We start from the raw sequence: 26,516 nt of genomic DNA on the forward strand, positions 1-26,516 counted from the left end.
GAGCCTGCACAAGATATGACGAGAGCTCACGGACATTGACCTTCCCGGCACCACGGTCACAGGGGGCCAGTTCCACGGTGTGGGTACGGGGCGCCCATGGCCGCCGACCTGCTCGGTTGTGCGGTGGTGCGCCCGCGCCCGTACCCGTGTCGGTGCTCAGGGAGTCCGGTGGATCGGTCTGGGTACCCGTGCCCATGCCCGTGCCTGCGCCCGTGCCCGTACCCGTGCCCGTGCCCATGTCTGTGCCCGTGTGGGGTTGGCGGACCGGTGCACGCCTCAGGAAGTGGTCTCCCGCAGCGCCCCGCTCACAGGGACAGGAAGCCCAGGACGACCGGAGCGACGGAGACGAGCACCAGTACACCGGGGGCGACACTGCCCTTGGTGTCCTTGGCCCGGAGGTGGGTGATGACCGCGCCCACGAAGTAGAGGAAGGCGCCGATGCCGGCCGCGATGCCCAGCGGACGGTACGCGATGCCGATGAGCAGGCCGACCGCCGCGGCGATCTCCAGCAGCGCGAGGGGGAGGAACCAGCTCAGGGGCACCCCGAGTCCGGTGATCGTCTCGGTGACGCGCTTCTCCCGGACCAGCTTGCCCCGCCCGGAACCGACGAGCATCAGGGCGAACAGGACGGCGACGACGACATAGGCAATATACATGGATGGCCCCTATGGTTGAACCAGAGATATCGTTGAACCATAACAACGATTGACGGAGTTCGGTAATGGGAGCCTGTTAAGGTATTCACATGGTGGCGCGCGGTGCGGAAGAGATGGCTGAAGGACTGGCGTTTCTGCTGGCCAGGCATGGTGCGATCGCCCAGGTTCTGCTGCGGACCGCGCTCAGCTCCAGCGGGCTCACCCCGCGGCACATGATGACGCTGAAGCATCTCGACTCCGGCCCGGTGAGCCAGCAGGCATTGATCGACATGCTGGAGGTCGACCCCAGCGTGCTGGTGGCCGTCCTGAACGACCTGGAGCGCGAGGAACTGGCCCTGCGCCGTCGTGACCCGGCGGACCGTCGTCGACACATCGTGGAGATCACACCCTCCGGAGTCGCCGCCCTGCGCAGGTCCGACGAGGTCCTCGCGGAGGTTGAGGGAGAGCTGTTCACCGATCTCTCCGATCAGGAACGAACCACCCTGCGTGCCCTCCTGACCAGGATCAACACCTCGCCCGACCACTTCTCCTGCTCCGAGGACTGACCTCGCCGGGCTTCGGCCACCTTGCGGGCCCCGCCCGCGCTACCCCCGTCGGATGCCGTTTCGACGCCCGCGCAGTGCGACCGTCCGCTGTCGTCGCCCGGATCCCCACCGAGACCGGATGCCGCTGCCCGACCGAGACCGGATGCCGTTGCCGCGTCGTGCGACCGTCCGCCCGCGGGTCCATGAACCTGCTCGTACGGGAGCGGCCCCGCCAGCCAGTGGGCACGCCGTCCGCCCTTGAGCCGGACTCGGCCGGCCCCGCGGCCCCGCTGAACCCATCCACAGCCCCCGGCCCGTTCCGCTGAGCACGCGCCCACGCCCGGACCCGGGCTCCTGGCGCTGCTTCTTCCCTCCCCGCCGCACGGCCCATCCGGCACTCCCACGCGCCCATCGGGGCGAAGCACCGCCAGGATCGCCGCCGAACGGGCAGGCATCACCGCATCCAGACGGGCAGTTTCGGCCGAAGAGTCAGTGTCCTGTGCACTCGCCGCACCGAACGAAGGGGGTATGCATGATCGATACGCGGACGACAGAGCCCATGCGGACACCACAGCCGAAGCCGGCACAGCCGCAGCCCACGGCACCGGCCGCCCACCACGGCACGGACGGCCGCCCACGCCAGCAGCCGACCGCGGCCCCGTCCACCCACCAAGAAGTGGTCACCCACCAAGAACTCGTCACCGCCGTCGAACGGGTCCTGGAACGCCATCTGCACGAGCGGGTGAGCGAAGCCGCCCGCATCGACCCCGTCTTCGCCGACCAGATGGCCGCACGGCTCGCCGAGTTCGTCCTGCGCGGCGGCAAGCGGCTGCGCGCCGGATTCCTCTGGTGGGGTTGGCAGGCAGCGGGCGGCGACCTGGAGCAGGCCGACGCAGCCCTCCACCTCGGGGCGGCCCTGGAACTCCTCCAAGGCTGCGCCCTGATCCACGACGACGTCATGGACGCATCCCCCGTACGCCGTGGCGCCCCCGCCGTCCACACCGACTTCACCGCCGCCCACGCCCGCGCCCGGATGCACGGATCGAGCACCGCGTACGGCACCGCCGCCGCCGTCCTCTGCGGAGACCTCGCCCTGTCCTGGGCCGATGACCTGGTGAGCGTCACCGCCCTCTCCTGCACCCATGGCAGAAGGCTGCACCAGGAGTGGCGCGCCCTGCGCACCGAACTGATCGCCGGCCAGTACCTCGACATCCACGGCCAGGCCAACCGCTCGACGGGCCTCGCCCAGGCCGTCCGTATCGCCGGGCTCAAGAGTGCCCTCTACACGGTCGAACGACCCCTGGCACTGGGCGCGGCCCTCGCCGGCGCCGACGAAGCAACCACCGCCGCATTGCGCTCCGCCGGCCGCTGCGCGGGCATCGCCTTCCAACTGCGCGATGACCTCCTCGGCGTCTACGGCGAGCCCGCGGTCACCGGCAAGCCCTCCGGCGAAGACCTCCGTGACGCCAAGCCCACATACCTACGGGCCGTCGCCGTGCAACGGGCCAGGGCGGCCGGCGACCACCACGCCGTACGGGCCCTCACCCGCGCGACCACTTCGGCCTCCCGCGACCCGGCCTCCCGTGACTCGACGCCCTTCGGCGAGCAGGAGTTGGACGAGCAGGAGTTGGACAAACTGCGCGAGGTCATCGAGCGGACCGGCGCCCGCACCGCCGTCGAGGAGCAGATCGAACGACTGGTGGAGCTGAGCGTGCGCCATCTGCACACCGTTCGCCGTGCACCCCACACCACCCCCGCACCCCCCACCCCGCAGACCGCCCACGTCATCGACGCCCTCACCCGACTGATCGAACGGGCCGCAGCCGCCCCCACCGGCCCACCCCGCGCACCCGACCGACGTACGAACCCCCCACGGCCGACGGCCGACACCCACCCGAACGACCCCGCCGCCGCGGAGGGGATCGGCAGGGGGCGTACCAGCGCCACACCACCGGCGCCCACCACCGGAGGCCGACCATGAGGACCATCAGCGGCGCAACCGACCATGTCGTGGTCGTCGGAGCCGGCCTGTCCGGGCTCTCCGCGGCGCTCCACCTCCTGGGCGCCGGCCGACGGGTGACCGTGGTCGAACGTGGCGCGGAGCCCGGCGGCCGGGCCGGCCATGAACTCCTCGGCGGCTACCACCTCGACACCGGCCCGACCGTGCTCACCATGCCCGAACTCGCCGACGACGCCTTCGCCGCCGTGGGCGACTCCCTCGCCGACCGCCTCCAGCTCACCGAACTCCACCCCGCCTACCGGGCCCGCTTCGCCGACGGCTCCCAACTGGACGTCCACACCGGTGCGGACGCCATGGAGGAGGAGATCCGCCGCTTCGCCGGACCCGCGGAAGCAGCCGGATACCGTCGACTCAGGCACTGGCTCCACGCCCTCTACCGGGCACAGATGAATCGATTCATCGACACCAATTTCGACTCACCGCTCCAACTCCTCCACCCCGACCTCGCCCGACTTGCGGCGCTGCGCGCCTTCGGCACCCTCGACAGCCAGATCGGCCGCTTCCTCAACGACCCCCGGCTGCGCCGCGTCTTCTCCTTCCAAGCCCTGTACGCCGGAGTCCCACCCGCCCGCGCCCTCGCCGCGTACGCCGTGATCGCGTACATGGACACCATCGCCGGCGTCCACTTCCCGCGCGGCGGCATGCACGCCCTGCCACGGGCGATGGCCGACTCCGCCACGGACGCCGGAGCCGTCTTCCACTACGACACCGAAGTGACCGGGCTGCGCCGCTCGGGCGGCCGGATCACCGCCGTCGCGTTGTCCACCGGAGCGGAACTGCCCTGTGACGCCGTCGTCCTCACCCCCGACCTGCCCATCGTCTACGGGCTGCTCGGCCGGACCCCGCGCCGCCCGCTGCGGCTGCGCCACTCCCCGTCGGCGGTGGTCATCCATGCCGGAACCGACCGCACCTGGCCAGAACTGGCGCACCACACCCTCTCCTTCGGTCATGCCTGGGAGCGCACCTTCGACGAACTCACCCGCACCGGGCAGCTGATGAGCGACCCCTCCCTGCTGATCACCCGGCCCACCACCCACGATCCGTCCCTGGCCCCCGAAGGACGACATCTGCACTACGTCCTCGCCCCCTGCCCCAACACCGACATCGGCCCCTCAGCAGCCGACTGGCAGGGCCTCGGCCCGCGCTACCGGGACCAACTCATCTCCGAGTTGGAACGCCGCGGACTCACCGGCTTCGGCGACTCCATCGAAGCGGAACGCCTCATCACCCCCGCCGACTGGGCCGCCCAGGGGCACGCCGCAGGCACCCCCTTCTCCGCCGCGCACACCTTCGCCCAGACCGGCCCGTTCCGGCCGCGCAACCTAGTCCGCGGCATCGACAACGCCGTGCTCGCCGGCTGCGGCACCACCCCCGGCGTCGGCGTCCCCACCGTGCTCATCTCCGGGAAGCTCGCAGCCGCCCGGATCACCGGCCTGCCCCGCGTGCCCCGCACCCGCGCACCCCGCCCCACGCCCACCACCACCCCCCAACCGGAGAGGCAGGCCCGATGACCCGGCGAGAACTCGATGCGGCAGGGATCACCGACCCGGAGCTGCGCGCCGACTACACCCACTGCCGACAGCTGAACGCCCGCCACGGAAAGACCTACTTCCTGGCCACCCGGCTGCTCCCCATCGAACGCCGGTCCGCCGTCCACGCGCTCTACGGCTTCGCCCGCTGGGCCGACGACATCGTCGACGACCTCCACTCACCGGCGCCCCCCGAGGAACGCGACCGCACACTCACCGCGTTGCAACGGCAACTCGTCACCGCCCTGCACGACGGCCGCAGCACCGAGCCCGTCGTCCGGGCGCTGGCCCACACCGCCCGCACCCACGACATCGACGCCGGACTCTTCACCGACTTTATGCACGCGATGCACAGCGACCTCCACATCACCCGCTATCCCACCTATGACGACCTGCGCGGCTATATGCACGGCTCCGCCGCCGTCATCGGACTCCAGATGCTCCCCGTACTGGGCACGGTCGCCCCCCGTGAGGAGGCCGCACCGCACGCCGCGGCCCTCGGGGTGGCCTTTCAACTCTCCAACTTCATCCGGGACGTCGGCGAGGACCTCGACCGGGGCCGGGTCTATCTCCCCGAAGACCTCCTGGCGGCCCATGGCGTCGACCGCGACCTCCTCCTGTGGAGCCGCCGCACCGGACGCACCGACCCCCGCATCCGCGAGGCCCTCATCGCCGCCTGCGCACTCAACCGCGAGGTCTACCGGGAAGCCGAACCGGGCATCGACCTGCTCGACCCGCGCGCCCGACCCTGCATCCGTACTGCCTTCACCCTGTACGGAGGCATCCTCGACGCGGTCGCCGACGACGACCACCGCGTACTGCACCGCAGGGCGGTGGTTCCCCGCAGACGCCGCGCGGCCGTGGCACTCGGCGGCCTCGCCGCGATCGTCGGGGCCCGGCTGCGTACCCGACCCACCCGACCCGGAGGCGCCGATGACGCACCGGTTGCCGCCGGAGTGAGGGGGAGCCGATGACACCGCGCCGAGGCTTCCCGCCGCGCAACGGTCGAACCTTCCCGCCGCGCACAGGTCGGACCTTCCCGCTGCGCACCGGTGGACGCACCCCCTGGGAACAGCAGGAACCCACCTGGCGGCAGGCGAAACCCGCGTTGATCGACGCCGCGCTGAAACGCGCCACCACCCGCCCCAGCGGCAACTGGTACGTCATCGGCGCCTCCCGGGACATCACCCCGGACCGCCCTTTCGGCCGGACCATCGGCGGGGTCGAGGTCGTCGTCTGGCGCGCCAGGTCCGGAGCACTCACCGCCGGCCCCGGAGCCTGCCCCCACCTCGGAGCCCCGCTCAAGGACAGTCGGGTGTCCTGCGGCACCCTCGTCTGCCACTGGCACGGCCTCGCCCTCGACGGCTCCCCCTTCGCCGGCTGGGAGCCCTACCCGGCCCACGACGACGGGGTACTGGCCTGGGTCAGGCTCGACGCCATCGGCGGCGAGGAACCGCTACCCGAACCCGTGGTTCCGCCACGGCCGACCACGGCCGCCGTCGACGCCGTGTTCACGGCGGTGGGACGGTGTGAGCCCGAGGACATCGTGGCGAACCGGCTCGACCCCTGGCACGGCGCCTGGTTCCACCCGTACTCCTTCGTGGACCTGACCGTCGTCCAAGCCCCGGAAAGCCAAACCACCGAAGGAGAGGACGCGTTCGCCGTGGACGTCTCCTTCAAGGTCGCCGGCCGGCTCGTGGTCCCCGTACGCGCCGTCTTCACCGCACCCGAACCCCGCACGGTCGTCATGCACATCACGGAGGGCGAGGGCGCCACCTCGGTCGTCGAGACCCATGCCACTCCCCTGGCGCCCGACGCCCACGGCAATCCGCACACCGCGGTCGTGGAAGCGGTGCTGGCCACGTCCGAGCGGCCCGGCTTCGCCGTCGCCCGGGCCGCCGCACCCGCGCTGCGCCCACTGATGCGCTGGGCCGCGGGCCGGCTGTGGCGGGACGACCTCGCCTACGCCGAACGGCGCTGGCAACTGCGGAGCACGGGCCGCTTCCCCGGCTGAGCCCGGAGGCACGGCCCGTGCCCGCTCCACCCGAACCGCCTCACCCCAGTGCGGCCAGCGCCCGCAACACCCCCGACCGCCCGCCGTGCGGCACGGTCCACAGCGGATGCCCCCGCACGCCCCACCGCTCCAACAGGGCGTTCGCCGCCAGGAAACCGGTCGTCGCCGCCCGCTCCATCAGCGCCACCGGCAACTCCGTCCGCACCACGTCACCCGCCACCATCACCCCGGGGTGCGAGGTGCGGACGGTCGGCCGGGTACGGAACCCGCCGACCGGGAACAACGGACAGTCCGCCCGCCATTCATGGCGGACATCGACGACCCGGGCGTCCCTGGTCTCCGGATACACCTCGTGGAGCTGGGCCGAGAGCCGCTTCTCCACCAGCGTCCGGTCCGCGCCATCGGCGACCGCGTACCCGTGCAGCTCCACCACCGATCCACCGGTCCGCGCCGCCCAACGGGCCGCCTGACCCTCCCAGCGGTCGAGGACGCTCACATTGTCGAGTCCGTCATAGCCGCTGGTCCCGAGGAAGCCCGCCCGATCGGCGCGCACCGGCCGGTCCAGCCAGAGCCGGGACACCACGAACGGCGGCGCCGTGCGGAGCGCGTCGACGTTCTGCCGCCAACCAGGGTCCCCCAGCTGCGGCGATGCGGCGACCAGCCGGCGCAGTCCGCCCACATCCAGGGCCAGCACCACCGCGTCGTACCGCTCGGGCCGCCCGTCCGCCGTCACCAGGACTCCGCCGTCTGCCTCGGGACGCACCTCCTCGACCGGGGAGCCCTTGCGCACCTGCCCACCGAGCCGCAGCAGATAGTCCTCCAACGGGTCCCACAGCGCCTCGGGGTACGGCTCGCGGGGCACGTCGAACAACAGCCCCTCGGACGAACCGAGGAAGTAGATGTGGAACATCACCAGCAGCTCGGCTGCCGACAGTTCCCTCGGATCGGCGAAGAAGCTCCGCGAGAACACCTCGAACGCCAAGTGGTGCGCGGCCTCGGGGAAGCGGATCGAGTGCAGGAAGTCCCAGGCACTGACCCCGTCGAACCGCTCGTACACCTGTGGCACCCGGACGTCGAGCAGCGGCAGCGCGGCCCGTGGGTCCATCCGGGCCAGATCCCGCCATCCGAACGTCGGGCTGAGCGCCACGAACCCCAGCGCGCTCCACGGCGGTGTGCGCGGCACCCGGGCGAAGCTGTCCGTCATCCCGTCGCGGTGGCGCAGCGGATAGTCCGGCAGCCCGGAGAGCACCGCCAAGGAAGGGTCGGCCCGGCGCAGCAGCCCACGCAGGTTGTAGTACTGGCGGAAGAAGGCGTGGAACCCTCGGCTCATCGTCACCGTGGAGCCGTCGGCCAACTGGTCCTGCCACCCCGCCAGCCGTCCGCCGAGGACGGTTTCGCTCTCCAGGAGCGTTACCCGCACCCCGCGTTCGGCCAGTGCGACCGCCGCCGCCAGACCCGCGATGCCGCCTCCGACGACGGCCGTGTGCGGCCCCTGCCCCGTACATCTGTCGCGACCGGGCGCCGGCATCAGCACCCGGGCCTTGCGGTCCCTGCCCCGCCTCGGGGCGCCGCTGCCACCCCTGCTCATGCCACGACCCCATCCGCTCGGGCCGCGCTGCGCCGCGCCAGGAACGTGTGCACGACGCCGGTGCTCCAACCGGGCATCGGTACGATCCGCACCCCGCCCCACCCGGCGCGCACGAGCCGGGTGGCCAACTGCGGTGCGGTGTCGAAGGCCAGCACGCTGCGCCACAGGTGGTGGTAGAGGTCCCGGTCGCCGGTCAGGGTGCCGGCCGGGATGATCACTCCCCGGCACAGGGCCGTCCACACCGCCCGGTGCGGCGCGAGCCCGCTCAGGCTGTACTCGTGGACGGCCAGCCGTCCACCGGGCCGCAACAGGGAGTGGACCGAGGCGAGTACGCCGTCCGGGTCCGTCACATTGCGCAGGAGGTAGGCGGCGAAGACCGCGTCGTACGTCCCCTCCCCACCGGCCTGCTGCGCCAACTCCTCCGCCGAGGCGTGCAGAAAACTCACGCGCTGCGGCCAGCGCTTCGCCGCCGCTCGCTCCAGCATGCCCGCGGAGGCGTCGACGGCGGTGATCTCGGCGTGCGGCGCGGCCCGCAGCAGGGCCGCCGTGGAGGCGCCCGTACCGCAGCCGAGGTCCAACAGCCGCAACCCCGCGCCGCCGTCGGGCAGCCGGAGCCGTCGGGCCGAACGCCTCAGATCGGCGTGGTAGCCCGGGTTCATCGCCACCAGCCGGTCATACGTACCGGCGGCGCGGTCAAAGGCGTGGGCGAGGTCCTGGTCCCGCAGGAGTGTCATCAGTGCCTTCCTCAGCGAGTGGGGGAGTCCGCCCGCCCCCGTGTGCACCCGGGCCGCGCTCGGCGGTGCGCCGCAGCAGCGGCAGTTCCAGCGCGGTACGGAGCATGGGGCGTACGGGAGTGGTGAAGCCGATCCGGATGTCCTCCCACAGCCGGGTGCGGCCGTCGAGGAAGCGCAGCAGTCGATCCGGTGGCGTGTGGCGAAAGAGCGAGGTGAAGAAGTCGGGTCCGTCGATCCGACCGGTGTCCAGCGCCCGCAGCAGCACGGCGTCCATGGCGAGCGCCCTGCGCGGATGGGGTGCCGGGGCGGTGGCCCGTCCCTCGGTGCGCAGCCCGTCGGCGATCTCACGGGTCTGCCGCTGCACGGCCGCGAAGGTGTACCCGGTGGCGGGTCGGGTCGCGCCGCCCGCCGCGCCGATGCGGAAGGCGGCCGATCCCGCCCGGCGCGGGAAGCGTGCGTCGGTCATCGCGATCACTCCCTCCTCGGCGCCGCGCACCAGGAGCGGGCCGAGCTTCAGCACCTCCCGCGTGTACAGCTCAAGCGCGGACTCGTACGCCTGCCGGGACAAGGGCGCGCGGGAGAACTCGGTGTACTCCACCAGGGCGTCGCGCGGCCCGAGCGGAAGGACATAGCCGAAGGCGAGCCCGTGCCGGGGCTGGGGCACGCGGAAGTCCATCAGCTCGACCACGTCCGGATCGAAGGCGGGTCCGTCGGTGTGGACGAACCAACCGCGGAAGTGCTGGAGCAGGGTGGTGCGGGACGGCGGGCGCACCCTCGGTGGGCGCGAGTCGTACAGGGACCGGCCGCGTACGGTCAGTTCGTCCCCGTCAGCCGTGGTGCACCGGACCTCGGCTCCCTCGGACACCTGGCGGACCTCATGGGCCGTCGCCGTCACCCGGCGTACGCCTGATGTGCTTCCGAGCCGCTCCGAGACGACCTCTTCGAACCGGGTGGAGGGGACCATCTTGTAGCGCAGGGCATCCAGCTCGCGTTCGATCCGCTCCCCGTCGGCGCCGTGGACCCGCAACCGCCGCCAGGACGCCACCACGGCGTCCTCGTACTCCCCCTCGGCCTCTTCCCAGAAGCACCAGGTGCGATCGGGGGGCCGTAGCGGACCCTCGGGGGCCTCCACCAGGACGATCGACAGGCGTCTGCCGCCGGGGGCCGTGAGCGCATGGGCGAGAGTGAGCCCGGCGGCTCCCGCACCGACGATGACCACATCGGCCGCGATCAGCTCCTGGCTCACTTCGATTCCTCCCCGGCTCTGTCGTGATGCGTCCGAATGCCATGGCCCGAATGCCATGGCCCGGGGGCACCGGGCGGGCGGCACGGTCCGATGGCAGCGAGTCTGCCCGCCCCGACGACGTCAACCCCGCCAACCGGCGGGGGCCCGCGTGGCGGAGTGGAACGAACACTCCGCCACGGTGAATTCCGGTCGAGGGGGCTCGTTGGATGCAGGGCGTCCCGATTCGTCCGCGCAGCCGAAGGCCGTCCCCGTACGAGGGGCGCGCGGAACCCCGGCGCCGTACAGTCGCCCCATGTCGCAGTCCCTGACGCTCGCGGAGATCGAAGCCATCGCCCGAGCCGCCCACGAAGGCCAGACCGACAAGACCGGTCAGCCCTACGCCCAGCACATCGCCGCGGTCGCCAACGGCGTGCGCGCCCGCGGCGGCAGCGACGAGCAGATCGCCGCCGGATGGCTCCACGACGCGGTGGAGGACCACGTCCTGTCGCTGGAGTGGCTCCAGACCGCCGAGCTTCCGCAGTCCGTCAAGGACATCGTCCTCGCCCTCACCAAAGGCGAGGGCGAGGACATGGAGAGCTATACCCGGCGCATCCTGGCCACCCCCGGCGCCCTGCTGGTGAAGGAGGCCGACCTGGCGCACAACACCGACCCGCAGCGGCTGGCCGCCCTGGACGAGGCCACCCGGACCCGGCTGATCGCGAAATACGCGAAGACCCGGGAGCTCCTGGGGCTCAGCTGAGTCATGGCCCTGCGCCGCACTCAGCGCCCCGGCCCCAGATCGGTCGCGTCCCGGCGAAACGCCCAGCGCATCTCGGGCTCGGTCGCCCAGCGCAGGGCCCTACGGACCGGGGGAGTGCACATCAGGGTCACCAGGGCCGCCGTGACCACGGTCAGCAGCACCTCGCCGGCGGGATCGCTGAGCCAGTCGTAGGTCTCGAACACCCCCGCGTACTCGGCGGCCTTCAGGGGGAAGCCGTGCAGCAGATAGCCGCAGATGGTGCCCACGCCCAGCACGGTGAACCAGGTCCGCCGCCGCGGCACCCACGAGAGGAACGCCACGGTCAGGACGGCTCCGCAGCAGAAGAGCAGCAGGGTCATCACGATGCCCGTCCACCACGAGGCGCCCAATTCCTGTGCGCTGGAGGAGCGGTAGAACCAGCCGAGGTCCGTTGACGGCGCGAGCCAGTAGGCGAGGGCGAAGGCGCCGGCGATGAGCGGTAGCGACAGCACGCGGATCTCGGGACGGCGTACCAGTTGGAAGTGCTCGGGGCGCAGGACAAGCCCGAGGACGAAGAACGGCAGGAACTGGAGTACGCGTTGGAGATTGAGGTCGTCGCCGATGCCGGGGGTGAGGGCCGCGAGCGAGGCGACGACCAGGGCGACGGGCAGCGGCCGGCGGATCTGACGCCAGAGCGGGGTCGTCAACCGCCAGATGAAGAGGGCCGCCAGGAACCAGGTCAGATAGAAGGGGTCGAGAAGGCTGATGGGCTGCCCCGGCTCATCACCGGCCCAGCGCCTGAACAGCGAGTACAGCAACTCGAAGACCACATAGGGGAGGGCGATTCCGGTCAGCAGCCGTCTGACCTGGTGGGGACGGCCGCTGTAGCTCCGTGAGAAGTAGCCCGAGACGATGATGAACGCCGGCATGTGGAAGGTGTAGACGAGCATGTACAGCGCCCGCGAGGCGCGGCTGCCCTCCATGACCGGTTCCCATGCGTGGGCGATGGCCACCAGGACGATCGCCAGGTACTTGGCGTTGTCGAAGAAGGCGTCCCGCCGGGGGGCGGCCGAACTTTCCCGGGGCGGGGCTGCGGGGCCATGTGTCGTCGCGGCGGGCGATGTTGAGACTCTCTCGGGGGACGTCGTATCGGTCACAGTCGCCGCGGACACGGAGCTCGGCTCCCGGGCTTGGGGGCCCGGGGTTCTGCGCGATCCAAGGGGAGCGTGGAACATTCGAGGCACCCTAACTAGCCGTGTGGGAGGACGTAAAACACTCTTCGGCTGCCCTGTCAGGGAATCTCAAACCAAAAATATTTGTCCGCTTTCACCTATTTAATACACCTTAAATGGCTCATATCACCCATGGTTTTGGAGGGTGTGAGGTGCTCGTTGCTTGTTCCGCCCTCCAGATGTGCGTGCACGGTGACCGACCGGTGCGCACCGGGAAACGATCGGGTTGAATTCCTCCCCCGATCCCCCTCCTGGCTGTGGTCCGCGCCACTCGGACAGGTCGGATGGCGAGATTCCGTCGTCGCCGATGTGTCAGATGGCGGCATAGAAGGCCCAGTTGGTGGCACGATGTTCATGAGGCGGGGGATGTGCAGAGTCGCACGACCCTGGCCGGCGAGCGGACCGACCTAGGGTGTGATCTGTTGTGGCCATTTCACTGTCTGTGGTGCTGCTCTTGGGCATCATCATGGTCGTCATGATCCGCTCGGGCTCGCTCAAGGGCGGGCCCAGCATCGTTGCGATCCTTTTCGGCTTCTTCCTGGCGTCGTCGGGCATGGCCCCTTCGATCGACAGATTCCTCACGTCGATAGCGAACACGATCAACGACATCAGTTTTTGACGGACGACCGCTCGACCTGATCGCGACTCGGCGCCCCTGGGCGCCGCACGACGTGCCAGCGGCCCCACGGGCCGCCCGGCCCGCACCGCGAACACCGCCAGACCAGTTCAGTGCCAGAACCATGCGAAATGGCTTCGGGCCCGGTCACACCATCGTGTCTGACCGGGCCCGAAGCCATGTATGGAGCGGGCGACGGGAATCGAACCCGCGTAGCTAGTTTGGAAGACTAGGGCTCTACCATTGAGCTACGCCCGCAAAGCTCGCACCGCAGGTCACCCCCGTGGGAGCGGCCGTCGGTACGAGAAGCATCGTAGCGGGTCGCAGGGCGAGGACGCACACCGCTTCCGTGCGAGCCCCCGCGTACGCCTCCACCCCCGCGATAACCGGCAGCAGCGGCCCCCGAAGACCCTGTACCCTACGTCTCGCACCAACGGGGTGTGGCGCAGCTTGGTAGCGCGTCCGCTTTGGGAGCGGAAGGTCGTCGGTTCGAATCCGGCCACCCCGACCAACACCATCCGAGCCCTCACAAGATCGCATTGTGGGGCTCATCCTGCGTGCGGCTACTATGCAAGCTGCGTGCCCGTGTGTCCGACGACTGAGACGTGATCCGGGCCGATCAGCTGAGTCCCCACAGTGTGCGGTGGACGCGGTAGAACCCCAGTATTTCAGCCACCAAGGAGACCGAACCGTGAAGAGCGCCGTGGAGACCCTGAACCCGACCCGGGTTCGGCTCACTGTCGAGGTGCCCTTCGAGGAGCTCAAGGACAGCCTCGACGCGGCGTACAAGAAGATCAACCAGCAGGTCACGGTCAAGGGCTTCCGTAAGGGCAAGGTCCCGGCCCGAGTGATCGACCAGCGGTTCGGCCGTGGTGCTGTGCTGGAGGAGGCCGTCAACGACGCCCTTCCGAAGTTCTACACCGAAGCGGTCAACGAGGCGGAGATCAATCCCCTCGGTCAGCCCGAGGTCGACATCACCGAGCTGAAGGACGGCGACACGCTGAACTTCACCGCTGAGGTCGACATCCGTCCCGAGATCGAGATCCCGGACTACTCCGGCATCGAGGTCACCGTGGACTCCGTCGAGGTCACCGAAGAGGACATCGACAAGGCCGTGGAGCAGCTGCGCGACCGGTTCGCCTCCACCTCGCCGGTCGAGCGCGCCGCCGAAGACGGCGACGTCGTCACGATCGACCTGGAGGCCAAGGTCGACGGAGAGGTGCTGGAGGACGGCGTCGCCAACGCCATTCCCTACACCATCGGCTCCGGTGAGCTCCTCGACGGCATCGACGACGCCGTGAAGGGCCTGGAGGTCGGTGGCGAGGCCACCTTCACCTCCGAGCTCAAGGGCGGCTCCGCAGCGGGCAAGGAGGCCGAGGTCACCGTCAAGATCACCCAGGTCGCCGCCCGCGAGCTGCCCGCGCTGGACGATGACTTCGCACAGCTGGCCAGCGAGTTCGACACGCTCGACGAGCTGAAGGCCGACAGCCGCAAGCGCCTGGAGAACACCAAGCAGTACGACCAGGCCACCCAGGCCCAGGAGCGCGTGCTCGAAGAGCTGCTGAAGCTGGCCGAGATCCCGATCCCCGAGAAGCTCCTTGAGGACGAGGTCAACACCCGCAAGCACAACCTTGAGCACCACCAGCTCGGGCAGATGGGTCTCGACCTCACGAAGTACCTGGAGATCCAGGGCAAGACGGTCGAGGAGTTCGAGACCGAGACCAAGGAGCAGGCGGTCAAGGGCATCAAGACCCAGTTCCTGCTCGACGCGCTGGTCAACAAGGAGAAGCTGAACGTCAACCAGGAGGAGCTCACCGAGCACCTCATGCGGCGCGCGGCCTCCTCCGGCATGAGCCCCGACCAGTTCGCGCAGGCGGTCGTCGAGGGCAACCAGGTTCCGATGCTCGTCGGCGAGGTCGCCCGCGGCAAGGCGCTGGCCCTGGTCGTCGAGGCCGTGAAGGTCCTCGACACCAACGGCGAGCCCGTTGACCTGGACGTGGACGAGGAAGAGGCCGCCGAGACGGTCGAGGCCAGCACCGAGACCGCCGAGGTCGCGGAGGAGTCCGCCGAGGCCACCGACGCCACGGAGACCACGCCGGCCAAGGACGCCTGAGCCTCCCCAGCAGTCCCAGCGCAGGGCCCGGACACCGTTGTGTCCGGGCCCTGCGCGCTCTGGTTTCCCTAACCACCTTGCGCTCCGAGCGAACAGTTCGGGAACCGGGATGGCGTTGTCCGACCTGCGCGTTAGGGTCCATGAGTACGAGGGCAGGGGAGTACCCGCCCCCGGCTACGAAGACGCTGAGACGGCAGGCAGCCGTCAGAGACGAGCAGGTGGATACGTGACGAATCTGATGCCTTTCGCCGCCGGTGAGCCGTCCCTCGGTGGTGGCCTCGGCGACCAGGTCTACAGCCGGCTGCTCGGCGAGCGCATTATCTTCCTCGGCCAGCAGGTCGACGACGACATCGCCAACAAGATCACCGCGCAGCTGCTGCTCCTTGCCGCCGACCCCGACAAGGACATCTACCTCTACATCAACAGCCCCGGCGGCTCGGTGACGGCAGGCATGGCGGTCTACGACACCATGCAGTACATCCCGAACGACGTGGTCACCATCGGTATGGGCATGGCGGCCTCCATGGGCCAGTTCCTGCTGACCGGTGGCGCGGCCGGCAAGCGCTTCGCGCTGCCGAACACCGACATCCTCATGCACCAGGGCTCGGCCGGACTCGGTGGCACCGCCTCCGACATCAAGATCCAGGCGGAGTACCTGCTGCGCACGAAGCAGCGCATGGCGGAGATCACCGCCCGCCACTCCGGCCAGACCGTCGAGGCGATCATCCGCGACGGCGACCGCGACCGCTGGTTCACCTCGCAGGAGGCCAAGGACTACGGCCTCATCGACGAGATCATCTCCGCCGCGTCGGGTGTCCCGGGCGGCGGCGGCACCGGCGCCTGATCGCCCGGTACGGCCCCTAGGCGCACCGGACCCGGTTTCAGGCCCCCGTTCCGCCACCCCAGCCCGCGAAACGCCCCGCAGAACGCCACCAGGATGGTGAACACCCACATGAGCAACTTCTCCGCGAGCGGTCTCTACACCGGCACGCAGCTGGACAACCGCTATGTCGTCCCGCGCTTCGTCGAGCGCACCTCCCAGGGCGTGCGCGAGTACGACCCGTACGCGAAGCTGTTCGAGGAGCGCATCATCTTCCTCGGCGTGCAGATCGACGACGCCTCCGCCAACGACGTCATGGCGCAGCTGCTGTGCCTGGAGTCGATGGACCCCGACCGGGACATCTCCATCTACATCAACAGCCCCGGTGGCTCCTTCACCGCGCTGACCGCCATCTACGACACGATGCAGTTCGTGAAGCCGGACATCCAGACGGTCTGCATGGGCCAGGCGGCCTCCGCCGCGGCCGTGCTGCTCGCCGCCGGTACCCCCGGCAAGCGGATGGCCCTGCCCCACACCCGCGTCCTCATCCACCAGCCGTCCTCCCAGACCGGCCGTGAGCAGCTCTCCGACCTGGAGATCGCGGCCAAGGAGATCCTGCGGATGCGCGAGCAGTTGGAAGAGATGCTCGCCAAGCACTCGACGACGCCGATCGAGAAGGTTCGCGACGACATCGAGCGCGACAAGATCCTGACCGCTGAGGACGCACTCGCGTACGGTCTGATCGACCAGATCGTCTCCACCCGCAAGAGCACGGCCGCCACTGCGGCCTGACCGGTGAGTCACCCTTGGTGCGGTGCACGACCATGTGAACCGCGCCAAGGGGGGCCCGAACGAGGGCCCCGGCAAGGTACCGTCGGATATGAGGCACCAGGAGCAGGCTGAACCAAGCCGCTCCCAGGCGAAGGGGAAGCACCTCGTGGCACGCATCGGTGATGGCGGCGACCTGCTCAAGTGCTCGTTCTGCGGAAAGAGCCAGAAGCAGGTGAAGAAGCTCATCGCAGGCCCGGGTGTGTACATCTGCGACGAGTGCATCGACCTCTGTAACGAGATCATCGAGGAGGAGCTCGCAGAGACCTCCGAAGTGCGGTGGGAGGAACTGCCCAAACCGCGCGAGATCTATGAGTTCCTCGAAAGCTACGTCGTCGGCCAGGAGCCGGCGAAGAAGGCCCTCTCCGTAGCGGTCTACAACCACTACAAGCGGGTCCAGGCAGGCGAGAACGGCGGCGCCCAGGGCCGCGAGGACGCCATCGAGCTCGCCAAGTCGAACATCCTCCTCCTCGGCCCCACCGGCTCCGGCAAGACCCTGCTCGCCCAGACCCTGGCCCGCATGCTCAACGTGCCCTTCGCCATCGCGGACGCGACCGCGCTGACGGAAGCGGGTTACGTCGGCGAGGACGTCGAGAACATCCTGCTCAAGCTGATCCAGGCGGCGGACTACGACGTCAAGAAGGCCGAGACCGGGATCATCTACATCGATGAGATCGACAAGGTCGCCCGCAAGAGCGAGAACCCCTCGATCACCCGCGACGTCTCGGGCGAAGGCGTCCAGCAGGCACTGCTGAAGATCCTGGAGGGCACCACCGCCTCCGTACCGCCCCAGGGCGGACGCAAGCACCCGCACCAGGAGTTCATCCAGATCGACACGACGAACGTCCTGTTCATCGTGGGCGGCGCGTTCGCCGGCCTGGAGAAGATCATCGAGTCCCGCGCGGGTGCCAAGGGCATCGGATTCGGGGCCACGATCCGCTCCAAGCGCGAGATCGAGGCGAGCAACCAGTTCCAGGAGGTCATGCCGGAAGACCTGGTGAAGTTCGGGATGATCCCCGAGTTCATCGGCCGTCTGCCCGTGCTGACCTCGGTCCACAACCTGGACCGCGAGGCGCTGCTTCAGATTCTGGTCGAGCCGCGCAACGCCCTCGTCAAGCAGTACCAGCGCCTCTTCGAACTCGACGGCGTAGAGCTGGACTTCGACCGCCCGGCCCTGGAAGCCATCGCCGACCAGGCCATCTTGCGCGGCACCGGCGCCCGTGGACTGCGCGCCATCATGGAGGAGGTCCTCCAGTCGGTGATGTACGAAGTGCCGTCGCGCAAGGACGTGGCCCGCGTGGTCATCACGGCCGACGTGGTGCGCAACAACGTCAACCCGACACTGGTGCCGAGGATCGTGAAGAACGACGGTCGGCACGAGAAGTCAGCCTGACGACCCAGAAGCACGAGAAAGGGGCGCCCTCCCAGAGGGCGCCCCTTCTCCATGTCCGAGTGGACACTGCGTCCGTCAGACCTTCGTCCGCGAGGTCTCGTAGAACTTGGCGGTCAGTTCCGCGAGCTTCTCCTGGGTCATTTTCTCGCCGCTGCCGCCCTGACCCGCCGCCTCGGCGATGTCGATCGAATTGATGGCGGCGATGGTGCTGTAGTCGGCCCAGACACACATGGGGATCTCCAATTGCTTGGGCCCCGTGCCAGCGGCGTCGTTCTTCGGCGTCAGCTTCACGTCCTGGCACTTCATCAGCGCGCCTTCGAAGCCCTCGGGCGTGACGTCGGTCGGGCTGCCGATCAACTCGACCCCGACATCGGCGTTCTTCTGGTCATCGTCCTTGCCGATGCCTGCGAAGTAGCCGTCGATCGCCTTGCCGGGATCGGTGACCTCACCCCACAACCCGCTGAAAGTCGCCACACGTCCCTTCAAAGGATTGGCCGCCGAGCCCGACCTGTAGGTGACGGTCACCTGGGTCGCGTTCTTGATGCCGTAGGACTCGGCTTCCTTCTTGTCCTTCGCGGGAAGGGGACCGGACCTCTCCTGGTCGCCCTTCTTGTACTCGCCGACCGACGCGGCGGGGGTGAGCTTGTACCCCTTGGTACTGGCGGACACCGTGCTGTTGCTGGTGCCGCTGTCACGCAGCAGGAAGAACGCACCGCCGGCGACCACCGCGAGGGCCACCACCCCGATGCCGATGATCAACCCGGTCTTCTTCTTCGGGGCCGGCGGCGGAGGGGGGACCTGCCCCGGATACTGCGGCTGCTGACCGTACGCGCCGGGCTGCTGCGGTGCGCTCCACTGGCCGGGCTGCTGGGGCTGGCTGTAGGGATTCGGCTGTTGGGGTACACCCTGGGGGGCCTGTTGCGGATACCCGTACGGGCCGGGCTGGCCCTGCTGCGGATATCCATAGCCGGGCTGCGGGGCCTGCGGCTGCTGGCCGTAGGGGCCCGGCTGGCCGTACGGCCCGGGCTGCTGCGGCGGTCCCCCGTACGGGCCCGGCTGGTTCTCACTCATTCTGGGTTCCCCTCCAGATATTTATGTGGCCCGAACATCCTCACCTAAGCCCTGTTCCAGTGGGGCGACGGGGGTCACACCGTTACCGAACTTTCCCGTTTCAGTACGACGCTGTGACACCCCTAAACTGGGCTCGTGACCGAGAACACTCAGCAGCAGCCAGCCAGCACCCCCGAACTGCCGACCCAGTACGCGCCGGCCCAGGTAGAGGGGAAGCTGTACGAGCGCTGGGTAGAGCGCGGTTACTTCACGGCGGACGCCAAGAGCGAGAAGCCCCCGTACACCATCGTCATTCCACCGCCCAACGTCACCGGAGCGCTCCACCTGGGCCACGCCTTCCAGGTCACGCTCATGGACGCCCTCACCCGCCGCAAGCGGATGCAGGGATACGAGGCGCTGTGGCTCCCCGGCATGGACCACGCGGGCATCGCCACCCAGAACAAGGTCGAACAGCAACTTGCCGAAGAGGGCAAGTCCCGTCATGACCTCGGCCGTGCGGAGTTCACCGACCGGGTCTGGCAGTGGAAGGAAGAGTACGGAGGCCGCATCCTCGGCCAACTCCGTCGACTCGGCGCCGGTCTCGACTGGAGCCGTGAACGCTTCACCATGGACGAGGGCCTCTCACGGGCCGTCCAGACCATCTTCAAGAACCTCTACGACGACGAGCTGATCTACCGCGCCGAGCGCATCATCAACTGGTGCCCCCGGTGTCTCACCGCGATCTCCGACATCGAGGTCGACTACCAGGACGACAACGGCGAACTGGTCTCCCTGAAGTACGGAGAAGGCGACGACACCCTCGTCGTCGCGACCACGCGGGTCGAGACGATGCTCGGTGACACCGCCGTCGCGGTCCACCCCGACGACCCCCGGTACGCCCACCTCATCGGCAAGCGGATCAAACTGCCGCTGACCGACCGGACGATCCCCGTCGTCGCGGACACCCATGTGGACCCGGAGTTCGGCACGGGCGCGGTCAAGGTGACCCCGGCGCACGACCCGAACGACTTCGCCATCGGCCAGCGCCACGGCCTGGAATCCCTCACGATCATGAACGAGCGGGCCGTGATCACCGTGCCCGGTCCCTTCGAGGGCCTCGACCGCTTCGAAGCGCGTTCGGCGATCGTTGCGGCACTGCGCCAGCAGGGGCGGATCGTCGCCGAGAAGCGCCCCTACGTCCACTCCGTGGGGCACTGCTCCCGTTGCAAGACCACCATCGAGCCCCGACTCTCCCTCCAGTGGTGGGTCAAGGTCGGGCCCCTTGCGCAGTCCGCGGGCGACGCGGTCCGGGACGGGCGCGTGGCCATCCACCCGGCCGACCTGTCGAAGCGCTACTTCGACTGGGTCGACAACATGCACGACTGGTGCATCTCCCGGCAGCTGTGGTGGGGCCACCGCATCCCCGTCTGGTACGGGCCCAACGGCGAAACCGTCTGCGTCGGCCCCGACGAGCAGCCGCCGAGCGGCGAGGGATGGACCCAGGACGAGGACGTCCTCGACACCTGGTTCTCCTCCGGTCTGTGGCCGTTCTCCACACTCGGCTGGCCGGAGCAGACCCAGGACCTGAAGAAGTTCTACTCCACCGACGTCCTGGTCACCGGACACGACATCATCTTCTTCTGGGTGGCCCGGATGATGATGTTCGGTCTGTACGCCATGGACGGCGAAGCACCCTTCAAGACCGTCGCCCTGACCGGTCTCGTCCGCGACGAGAACGGCAAGAAGATGTCCAAGTCGTTCGGGAACGCGGTGGACCCGCTGGACTGGATGGACACCTACGGCTCCGACGCGGTCCGCTTCACGCTCGCACGCGGCGCCAACCCCGGTGCGGACGTGCCGATCGGCGAAGACTGGGTCCAGGCATCCCGCAACTTCGCCAACAAGATCTGGAACGCCACCCGTTTCGCCCTGATGAACGGCGCCACGGTCGAAGGCGAACTGCCCCCGGTCGAGCAGCTCTCCGCGGCCGACCGCTGGATCCTGTCCCGCCTCAACACCACCGTGGCCGAGGTGGACGCCCTCTACGGCGACTACCAGTTCGCCAAGCTCTCCGACGCGCTCTACCACTTCGCGTGGGACGAGGTGTTCGACTGGTACGTCGAGCTCTCGAAGACGACGTACTTCGCCGGCGGCGAGCAGGCCAAGGTCTCCGCCCGGGTCCTCGGTGAGGTCCTGGACGTGACACTGCGACTGCTCCACCCGATCGTCCCCTTCGTCACCGAGACCCTGTGGACCACGCTGACCGGCAAGGAATCACTGGTCATCGCCGACTGGCCCAACGACAGCGGATTCCGGGACACAGCGGCCGAGCAGGAGATCGAGCTGGTCCAGCGGGTCGTCACCGAAGTCCGCCGCTTCCGCAACGACCAGGGCCTCCAGCCGGGCCAGCGGGTCCCGGCCCGCCTGGACCTCGGCGCCACGGCACTGGCACCGCACGAGGCCGCCATCCGCCAGTTGCTCAGGCTCCAGCCGGAGGGCGACGCATTCAGCGCCACCGCGACCCTGCCGGTGGCGGGGGCGACCGTGTCCCTCGACCTGTCGGGCACGATCGACGTGGTTGCGGAGCGCAAGCGGCTGACGAAGGACCTGGCGGCAGCGCAGAAGGAGAAGCAGCAAGCAGAGGGCAAGCTGGGGAACGAGGCGTTCCTCGCGAAGGCCCCCGACAACGTCGTGGAGAAGATCCGGGTGCGCCTGGCCAAGGCCGAAGAGGAGATCACTCGGATCACTTCGCAACTGGGGAACTTGCCGGAGGGGTAGGGGGGAGCTGTTTCCGGGTGGGCCCGCGCCTGGTTTCCACCCTGGGGGGTGGAGGGTTCCGTCCTCAAGCGCCGGACGGGCTGGGCTGGGACCAGAGCTGCGGGGCCTAGCTGTTTCCGGGTGAGGCCCACACCTGGGTTTCCACCTTGGGGGGCGGGGGGTTCCGTCCTCAAACGCCGGACGGGCTGGGTGGGGTGGGTGGAGCCTGTGCTGTGGCTTGGCCTTGGGGTGCGGGGCTTTGGGTGGTCCGGGTGCGGGGTTTGGGTTGGTTCGGGTGGTGGGGGTGCTTTCGGGCGTGACTCCTCAGCGCCGGCGGCCAGCGGCTGGCCCGTTGGTGACAGCCTTGAAGCCGCCGACGCTTCCGGGGACACCCCCTGCGCGCCCCCAATACCGCAACCAGGTCCGCTTGCCCCTAGCCCATCCGTAAGTCGGGCTCAGGACGGGCGCCCAGTGTCGCAACTGACGCTGCTCGCCCCGGCTCCATCCACGGGTTAAGGGGTTGGGCTCAGGGGTGGAGAGCGCCCGATACCGCAACTGGCTCTGCTTACCCCTGCTTGTCCATAGGTCGCGCCTTGGATGGGGTCTTGGCTCGCCAATGGGGCAGAGGTCCCGGTGACGAGTTTTTTGCGGGTGACCGACGCGCCGTAGACCATCGGCCGGGTGCTCGGTGCGGGGGCGATTTGCCAGCCGCAGGGTGGATTCGGAGACGGGAGCGTCTGGGGCATTTCTCGCGCTAGCCAGTCTTTCGCTCACCTGGTTGAACACCGGCGCCGAATCCGGTCCCGGAAGTGCGGGGACATGACGGCCCGGTCATTGGTGTCTTCGGTCTCTCCCTTCGGTCCTTTCCATTGCGCGGGGTGCGAGCGATCTGTCCCGCAGCGGCCGTTGGGTCCGCCTCTAAGCCACCCGCCCAATCGGGCACCGCAGCGACATCGCCATGGGTAGAGCCGGTCCGCCGGGCCGGGCTCAGGGTCGCGTCGGGACGCCGACCAACCGTCGCCCACTGGTTCGAGTCGAACCCCAGCTCGGCCCGGGTTCGGGGCCACACCCTCCGTTTCCTTGCCTTTCCCGACCGGACCCAGTCCGTGGACCAAACAACTTCCTTGGACTGGTCAACCTCACGCAGTCGCCAGACTCTGCCCTCCCGGGCCCAGCCTGTAGACGGGGACCGGGTGCATCAGGCCCGGCCGAGGTCCTTGGACACTGCCCCACGGACCGACGAGCACCACCCATACGGGACTCATCTGTGGATGGGGGCAGGGGTGAGCAGATCCAGTTGCGATACCGGGCAGCTCCCCGCCCCTGAGCCTCCTAACCTGTGGATGGAGCCGGGGCAGGCATGCCGGATTGGGGTATCAGGCGCTCCCCCTGAGCTCAACCCGTGGATGGAGCCGGGGCGAGCAGCGCCAGTTGCGCTACTGGGCGTCCGTTCTGAGGCCGACTTGCGGATGGGCTAGGGGTAGGCGTGGCTGGTTGCGGTATTGGGGGCGCGCAGGGGGTGTCCCCGGAAGCGTCGGCGGCTTCAGGGCTGTCACCTACGGATCAGCCGCTGGCCGCCGGCGCTGAGGAGTCACGCCCGAAAGCACCCCCACAAGCCGAACCAAACCAAGACCCGTACCCGGACCCCCCAAAGCCCCGCCCCCCAAGGCCAAGCCACAGCACAGGCTCCACCCACCCCACCCAGCCCGTCCGGCGTTTGAGGACGGAACCCCCCGCCCCCCAAGGCGGAAACCCAGGCGCGGGCTCCACCCGGAAACAGCTAGGGCCCGCAGCCCCGGACCAAGCCCAGCCTGTCCGGCGTTTGAGGACGGAACCCTCCACCGTCCAAGGCGGAAACCCAGGCACGGGCTCCACCCGGAAACAGCTACACCCCCACCCCCACCCCTCTTTCCTCGCGGCATGATGCCCCCATGCCCTTTGCACCCCTCTCCTACGTTCTGCGGCGTGTTCTCGCCGTCTCGCGTGGGTGTGCCCGTCGGTGGGCGACCTCTCCTCGTGCTCTGGACTGCATCACCGCGCTCAGCGCGTTCTCCCTGATGGTGCTGGACGTCCCCGGGCTCGCCCATGCCGACAACGCCCTCACCGGGCTGACGGCCACCCTGGTCCTTGCGGTGGGCGCCGCGACCCTGGTGGTGCGGCGGCGGTGGCCCTGGGTGCCGTATCTGGTGGCCCTGCTGTTGCTCGGCTGGCTGCACGAGCTCACCCTCATCCAGTTCGCCCTGTACTCGCTGGGGCGTTTCCGCGGCAGATGGACGGGGGCTCTCGCCACCTTTGGCTACGTCGTCTTCGCGTATGCCCTCTTCACCCTGCCCGGTTGGCCCGAGCACCCCGCGAGCCTGTCCGGGTTCCTCGGGTTGGTGGTTCCGATCGGGGTGCTGGCCTGTGGTGTCGGTATAGCGGCGTATCGGGCCGACCTGGTGCGGGCGCTGGAAGCCCAGCGGGCCGAGACGGTCGCGCTACAGGCGGTGCAGGCAGAGCGGACGTCAGTGGCCCGGGACGTACACGATCTGGTGGGGCGGGAGCTGACCGTGCTGGCCGTGCGGGCTGAGGTGCTCTCGGCCCGGTCCCGCGGCACCGACTGCCAGAAGGACTTCGAGGAACTGGCGGACACCGCACGGCGCGCGCATCTGATGCTCAACGACACGATCGTGCACCGTGCGGACGAGCGGACGGCCACCCCGGGTCTGGAGGGCCTCCCGGAGCTCGCCCGGGAGAGTGAGCGGATGGGGAGCCCGGTCTCCCTGCACATCGGTGAACCGGCGCGCCGCATCTCTCCGCTGCGGCAGTCGGCCGTCTACCGCGTGGTCCAGGAGTGTCTGACGAACGCCGCGAAGCACGCGCCTGGCGAACGGGTGACGGTGACCATAGCCCTGGAGGGCGGCAGGCTCCGCGTCACGGCCCGCAATGCGCTGCCGAAGTCGGCCCCGCTGCGGGCGCCCGTGTCCAGCGGCACCGGGACCTTCTCCATGCGCGAGCGGGTCCGCAGCATGGGCGGGACACTGAGCGCGGCACCCCAGGGCGGTGCGTACGAGGTGGTGGCGCTGCTCCCCGTGGGGCGCCCGGGTTCGTAGCGCCGAGGGGGTGCTTCTGGTGCGACCCGGGGATGCCGGGGCACCCCCGGACTTTAGACTGGACCCGTGAGCGAGCACCCGCATGACGCCGACGCAGGCGAGCCCGACCCGTTCGACGAGATCGTCGAGGCGGAGACCGACCGCGACCCTGACTTGGCGGTGATCGAGGCCGGGAGCCGCACGCTGCGCACCCGTGCCGATTTCCCGCAGGCCGATGCGGTGCCATCGCGGCCCGCCGACCCGGAGGTGGACAAGGCGCTCCGTGCGGTGGAGGCGGATCTGGCCACCCGTTGGGGTGAGACCAAGCTCGAACCGTCCGTTGCCCGGATCGCTGCGCTGATGGACGTGCTCGGTGAGCCCCAGCGGGCGTACCCGTCCGTCCACATCACGGGCACCAACGGCAAGACGTCGACGGCCCGGATGATCGAGGCCCTGTTCTGCGAGTTCGAGCTGCGTACGGGCCGCTACACCTCGCCCCATGTGCAGTCGATCACCGAGCGGATCAGTCTGGACGGCGCGCCCATCGACGCGGAGCGCTTCATCTCCACGTACGAGGACATCAAGCCTTATGTGGAGATGGTCGACGCCTCCCAGGAGTTTCGCCTCTCCTTCTTCGAGGTGCTGACGGGGATGGCGTACGCCGCCTTCGCCGATGCACCCGTGGACGTGGCGGTCGTCGAGGTCGGCATGGGCGGCGCGTGGGACGCGACCAATGTGATCGATGCCTCCGTGGCCGTGATCACCCCCATCGACCTGGACCACACGGACCGGCTGGGTGGTACGCATGCCGAGATCGCCGTGGAGAAGTCCGGGGTCATCAAGCAGGGCGCCACGGTGATCCTGGCGCAGCAGCCGGTCGATGCGGCCCAGGTGATGCTGAAGAAGGCCGTGGAGGTCGATGCCACGGTCGCCCGGGAGGGCATGGAGTTCGGTGTCTCGGCGCGGGAGGTCGCGGTCGGCGGTCAGTTGCTGACCCTGCGCGGCCTCGGCGGGGACTACCCGGATGTGTTCCTCCCGCTGCACGGTGCGCACCAGGCGCACAATGCGGCGGTGGCGCTCGCCGCGGTGGAGGCGTTCTTCGGCATCGGTTCGCAGCACGCCAGGACGCTGGACGTGGATGCGGTCCGCAAGGCGTTCGCGGCCGTGTCGTCCCCTGGTCGGCTGGAGATCGTCCGGCGCAGCCCCACGGTGGTGCTCGACGCGGCGCACAACCCGGCCGGTGCCCGTGCGACCGCAGAGGCGATCACGGAGGCGTTCGGCTTCTCACGGTTGATCGGTGTGGTGGGCGCGAGCGCCGACAAGGACGTGAGGGGCTTCCTGGAGGCGTTCGAGCCGGTGTTCGCAGAGGTCGTCGTCACCCAGAACTCCAGCCACCGTGCGATGGACGCGGACGCTTTGGCTGCGGTGGCCGTGGAGGTGTTCGGGGACGAACGGGTCGTGGTCGAGCCGCGGCTCGACGAGGCCCTGGAGGCCGCCGTCACTCTGGCGGAGGAAGAGGCCGAGTACGCCGGAGCCGGGATTCTGGTGACCGGTTCGGTGATCACGGTCGGCGAGGCCCGGCTGCTGTTGGGGAAGGGCTAGACATC

General features: G+C 69.3%; 20 protein-coding genes and 2 tRNA genes. 15 read left to right on the top strand and 7 right to left on the bottom strand.

Features of this window, described 5'->3' with window-relative positions; all coding sequences use genetic code 11:
* Nucleotides 1-305: 305 nt before the first annotated feature.
* On the bottom strand, nucleotides 306-656 hold the full coding sequence (locus ACFXJL_RS09810) for a DoxX family protein (RefSeq protein WP_358881803.1): 351 nt from the start codon (nucleotides 654-656) through the stop codon (nucleotides 306-308).
* Between the two features lie 113 nt (nucleotides 657-769).
* On the opposite strand from ACFXJL_RS09810, the gene ACFXJL_RS09815 reads away from it, so the two are divergent.
* The 5 genes from ACFXJL_RS09815 to ACFXJL_RS09835 all read left to right on the top strand — a co-directional run bounded on the left by ACFXJL_RS09815 (nucleotide 770) and on the right by ACFXJL_RS09835 (nucleotide 6,743).
* Nucleotides 770-1,201, top strand: a complete 432-nt coding sequence (locus ACFXJL_RS09815) for a MarR family winged helix-turn-helix transcriptional regulator (protein ID WP_358881802.1) — start codon at nucleotides 770-772, stop codon at nucleotides 1,199-1,201.
* A 511-nt stretch (nucleotides 1,202-1,712) separates the two neighbouring features.
* A complete protein-coding gene (locus ACFXJL_RS09820) occupies nucleotides 1,713-3,161 on the top strand; it encodes a polyprenyl synthetase family protein (protein ID WP_384690867.1) in 1,449 nt (482 codons plus the stop codon).
* On the top strand, nucleotides 3,158-4,711 hold the full coding sequence (locus ACFXJL_RS09825; RefSeq protein WP_384690870.1) for a phytoene desaturase: 1,554 nt from the start codon (nucleotides 3,158-3,160) through the stop codon (nucleotides 4,709-4,711). The genes ACFXJL_RS09820 and ACFXJL_RS09825 overlap by 4 nt, the downstream gene beginning before the upstream one ends.
* The gene (locus tag ACFXJL_RS09830; protein WP_384690873.1) at nucleotides 4,708-5,703 is read left to right on the top strand and encodes a phytoene/squalene synthase family protein; all 996 of its coding nucleotides are present in this window, start codon (nucleotides 4,708-4,710) and stop codon (nucleotides 5,701-5,703) included. The genes ACFXJL_RS09825 and ACFXJL_RS09830 overlap by 4 nt, the downstream gene beginning before the upstream one ends.
* On the top strand, nucleotides 5,700-6,743 hold the full coding sequence (locus ACFXJL_RS09835; RefSeq protein ID WP_384690876.1) for a DUF5914 domain-containing protein: 1,044 nt from the start codon (nucleotides 5,700-5,702) through the stop codon (nucleotides 6,741-6,743). The genes ACFXJL_RS09830 and ACFXJL_RS09835 overlap by 4 nt, the downstream gene beginning before the upstream one ends.
* A 40-nt stretch (nucleotides 6,744-6,783) precedes the next feature.
* On the opposite strand, the gene ACFXJL_RS09840 is transcribed toward ACFXJL_RS09835, so the two are convergent.
* The 3 genes from ACFXJL_RS09840 to ACFXJL_RS09850 are packed head-to-tail and all read right to left on the bottom strand — an operon-like array spanning nucleotide 6,784 to nucleotide 10,311.
* A complete protein-coding gene (locus ACFXJL_RS09840) occupies nucleotides 6,784-8,331 on the bottom strand; it encodes an FAD-dependent oxidoreductase (protein WP_384690879.1) in 1,548 nt (515 codons plus the stop codon).
* Nucleotides 8,328-9,065: a class I SAM-dependent methyltransferase gene (locus ACFXJL_RS09845; RefSeq protein WP_358881796.1), complete on the bottom strand. Its 738-nt coding sequence runs from the start codon at nucleotides 9,063-9,065 to the stop codon at nucleotides 8,328-8,330. The genes ACFXJL_RS09840 and ACFXJL_RS09845 overlap by 4 nt, the downstream gene beginning before the upstream one ends.
* A complete protein-coding gene (locus ACFXJL_RS09850) occupies nucleotides 9,025-10,311 on the bottom strand; it encodes a lycopene cyclase family protein (protein WP_358881795.1) in 1,287 nt (428 codons plus the stop codon). Before ACFXJL_RS09850 ends, ACFXJL_RS09845 begins: the two co-directional genes overlap by 41 nt.
* Nucleotides 10,312-10,603: 292 nt before the next feature.
* On the opposite strand from ACFXJL_RS09850, the gene ACFXJL_RS09855 reads away from it, so the two are divergent.
* On the top strand, nucleotides 10,604-11,050 hold the full coding sequence (locus tag ACFXJL_RS09855) for an HD domain-containing protein (RefSeq protein ID WP_358881794.1): 447 nt from the start codon (nucleotides 10,604-10,606) through the stop codon (nucleotides 11,048-11,050).
* Between the two features lie 20 nt (nucleotides 11,051-11,070).
* Here the strand turns inward: ACFXJL_RS09855 and ACFXJL_RS09860 are convergent, their stop codons facing one another.
* On the bottom strand, nucleotides 11,071-12,264 hold the full coding sequence (locus ACFXJL_RS09860; protein ID WP_384690883.1) for an acyltransferase family protein: 1,194 nt from the start codon (nucleotides 12,262-12,264) through the stop codon (nucleotides 11,071-11,073).
* A gap of 421 nt (nucleotides 12,265-12,685) precedes the next feature.
* Between ACFXJL_RS09860 and ACFXJL_RS09865 the strand changes: the two genes are divergently transcribed.
* Nucleotides 12,686-12,880 carry a hypothetical protein gene (locus ACFXJL_RS09865; RefSeq protein WP_329018827.1) on the top strand — a complete coding sequence of 65 codons (195 nt, stop codon included), beginning with the start codon at nucleotides 12,686-12,688 and terminating at the stop codon, nucleotides 12,878-12,880.
* Nucleotides 12,881-13,061: 181 nt separating this feature from the next.
* On the opposite strand, the gene ACFXJL_RS09870 is transcribed toward ACFXJL_RS09865, so the two are convergent.
* Nucleotides 13,062-13,135, bottom strand: a tRNA-Gly gene (locus ACFXJL_RS09870).
* A 176-nt stretch (nucleotides 13,136-13,311) separates the two neighbouring features.
* Between ACFXJL_RS09870 and ACFXJL_RS09875 the strand changes: the two genes are divergently transcribed.
* The 5 genes from ACFXJL_RS09875 to clpX all read left to right on the top strand — a co-directional run bounded on the left by ACFXJL_RS09875 (nucleotide 13,312) and on the right by clpX (nucleotide 18,031).
* A tRNA-Pro gene (locus ACFXJL_RS09875) sits at nucleotides 13,312-13,388 on the top strand.
* Between the two features lie 180 nt (nucleotides 13,389-13,568).
* Nucleotides 13,569-14,990 (top strand): trigger factor, encoded by a 1,422-nt coding sequence (tig, locus tag ACFXJL_RS09880; protein WP_384690886.1) that lies wholly within the window; start codon nucleotides 13,569-13,571, stop codon nucleotides 14,988-14,990.
* Between the two features lie 238 nt (nucleotides 14,991-15,228).
* Nucleotides 15,229-15,834, top strand: a complete 606-nt coding sequence (locus ACFXJL_RS09885; protein WP_358882520.1) for an ATP-dependent Clp protease proteolytic subunit — start codon at nucleotides 15,229-15,231, stop codon at nucleotides 15,832-15,834.
* 93 nt (nucleotides 15,835-15,927) lie between these two features.
* A complete protein-coding gene (locus tag ACFXJL_RS09890; RefSeq protein WP_358882518.1) occupies nucleotides 15,928-16,602 on the top strand; it encodes an ATP-dependent Clp protease proteolytic subunit in 675 nt (224 codons plus the stop codon).
* Nucleotides 16,603-16,747: 145 nt separating this feature from the next.
* On the top strand, nucleotides 16,748-18,031 hold the full coding sequence (clpX, locus tag ACFXJL_RS09895; RefSeq protein ID WP_329027479.1) for an ATP-dependent Clp protease ATP-binding subunit ClpX: 1,284 nt from the start codon (nucleotides 16,748-16,750) through the stop codon (nucleotides 18,029-18,031).
* Between the two features lie 75 nt (nucleotides 18,032-18,106).
* On the opposite strand, the gene ACFXJL_RS09900 is transcribed toward clpX, so the two are convergent.
* Nucleotides 18,107-19,102 (bottom strand): hypothetical protein, encoded by a 996-nt coding sequence (locus ACFXJL_RS09900; protein ID WP_358882517.1) that lies wholly within the window; start codon nucleotides 19,100-19,102, stop codon nucleotides 18,107-18,109.
* 135 nt (nucleotides 19,103-19,237) lie between these two features.
* Between ACFXJL_RS09900 and ACFXJL_RS09905 the strand changes: the two genes are divergently transcribed.
* The 3 genes from ACFXJL_RS09905 to ACFXJL_RS09915 all read left to right on the top strand — a co-directional run bounded on the left by ACFXJL_RS09905 (nucleotide 19,238) and on the right by ACFXJL_RS09915 (nucleotide 26,511).
* Nucleotides 19,238-21,859, top strand: a complete 2,622-nt coding sequence (locus ACFXJL_RS09905; protein ID WP_358882516.1) for a valine--tRNA ligase — start codon at nucleotides 19,238-19,240, stop codon at nucleotides 21,857-21,859.
* 1,910 nt (nucleotides 21,860-23,769) lie between these two features.
* Nucleotides 23,770-24,930, top strand: coding sequence for an ATP-binding protein (locus tag ACFXJL_RS09910; RefSeq protein ID WP_358879016.1), 1,161 nt, complete (start codon nucleotides 23,770-23,772; stop codon nucleotides 24,928-24,930).
* Between the two features lie 66 nt (nucleotides 24,931-24,996).
* Nucleotides 24,997-26,511 (top strand): bifunctional folylpolyglutamate synthase/dihydrofolate synthase, encoded by a 1,515-nt coding sequence (locus tag ACFXJL_RS09915; RefSeq protein ID WP_384690891.1) that lies wholly within the window; start codon nucleotides 24,997-24,999, stop codon nucleotides 26,509-26,511.
* Nucleotides 26,512-26,516 lie beyond the last annotated feature (5 nt).

Source organism: Streptomyces sp. NPDC059256 (assembly GCF_042753785.1).
In the GTDB taxonomy this organism is placed as follows: Bacteria; Actinomycetota; Actinomycetes; order Streptomycetales; family Streptomycetaceae; genus Streptomyces.

What these genes read in the sequence shown, in the direction of transcription:
- ACFXJL_RS09885 (WP_358882520.1), top strand. Translation starts at nt 15,229, where the DNA reads ATGCCTTTCGCCGCCGGTGAGCCGTCCCTCGGTGGTGGCCTCGGCGAC.
- ACFXJL_RS09820 (WP_384690867.1), top strand. Translation starts at nt 1,713, where the DNA reads ATGATCGATACGCGGACGACAGAGCCCATGCGGACACCACAGCCGAAG.
- ACFXJL_RS09815 (WP_358881802.1), top strand. Translation starts at nt 770, where the DNA reads ATGGCTGAAGGACTGGCGTTTCTGCTGGCCAGGCATGGTGCGATCGCC.
- ACFXJL_RS09890 (WP_358882518.1), top strand. Translation starts at nt 15,928, where the DNA reads ATGGTGAACACCCACATGAGCAACTTCTCCGCGAGCGGTCTCTACACC.
- ACFXJL_RS09840 (WP_384690879.1), bottom strand. Translation starts at nt 8,331, where the DNA reads ATGAGCAGGGGTGGCAGCGGCGCCCCGAGGCGGGGCAGGGACCGCAAG.
- ACFXJL_RS09910 (WP_358879016.1), top strand. Translation starts at nt 23,770, where the DNA reads ATGCCCTTTGCACCCCTCTCCTACGTTCTGCGGCGTGTTCTCGCCGTC.
- ACFXJL_RS09810 (WP_358881803.1), bottom strand. Translation starts at nt 656, where the DNA reads ATGTATATTGCCTATGTCGTCGTCGCCGTCCTGTTCGCCCTGATGCTC.
- ACFXJL_RS09845 (WP_358881796.1), bottom strand. Translation starts at nt 9,065, where the DNA reads ATGACACTCCTGCGGGACCAGGACCTCGCCCACGCCTTTGACCGCGCC.
- ACFXJL_RS09825 (WP_384690870.1), top strand. Translation starts at nt 3,158, where the DNA reads ATGAGGACCATCAGCGGCGCAACCGACCATGTCGTGGTCGTCGGAGCC.
- ACFXJL_RS09835 (WP_384690876.1), top strand. Translation starts at nt 5,700, where the DNA reads ATGACACCGCGCCGAGGCTTCCCGCCGCGCAACGGTCGAACCTTCCCG.
- ACFXJL_RS09855 (WP_358881794.1), top strand. Translation starts at nt 10,604, where the DNA reads ATGTCGCAGTCCCTGACGCTCGCGGAGATCGAAGCCATCGCCCGAGCC.
- ACFXJL_RS09860 (WP_384690883.1), bottom strand. Translation starts at nt 12,264, where the DNA reads ATGTTCCACGCTCCCCTTGGATCGCGCAGAACCCCGGGCCCCCAAGCC.
- ACFXJL_RS09900 (WP_358882517.1), bottom strand. Translation starts at nt 19,102, where the DNA reads ATGAGTGAGAACCAGCCGGGCCCGTACGGGGGACCGCCGCAGCAGCCC.
- ACFXJL_RS09830 (WP_384690873.1), top strand. Translation starts at nt 4,708, where the DNA reads ATGACCCGGCGAGAACTCGATGCGGCAGGGATCACCGACCCGGAGCTG.